The organism is Sandaracinomonas limnophila (assembly GCF_004005965.1).
Lineage (GTDB): Bacteria > Bacteroidota > Bacteroidia > Cytophagales > Spirosomataceae > Sandaracinomonas > Sandaracinomonas limnophila.
Genome location: NZ_SACY01000026.1, coordinates 1 through 235 on the forward strand (window position 1 = coordinate 1; position 235 = coordinate 235).

Annotated in this window: 1 protein-coding gene; it reads right to left on the reverse strand. The window is 46.4% G+C overall.

Going from position 1 to position 235, the window contains the following annotated elements:
• The coding region (locus tag EOJ36_RS12030; protein WP_238944492.1) for a hypothetical protein at positions 1-235 on the reverse strand (235 nt) is incomplete at both ends.

The following is a 235-nucleotide window of genomic DNA, read 5'->3' on the forward strand; positions in this document are numbered from 1 at the left end:
CATCGATTGCTTTCTCTGCATCCTTGGCACGCTTGTCGTTATCAGCAATCGCTTTGTCCGTTGCTAGTTCTTTTGCATCTACTCTGGACTTCTCTGCTGTAAACTTGTCATCGATTGCTTTCTCTGCGTCTTTGGCACGCTTGTCGTTATCCGCAATCGCTTTGTCCGTTGCCAGTTCTTTTGCATCTACTCTCGACTTCTCTGCTGTAAACTTGTCATCGATTGCTTTCTCTGC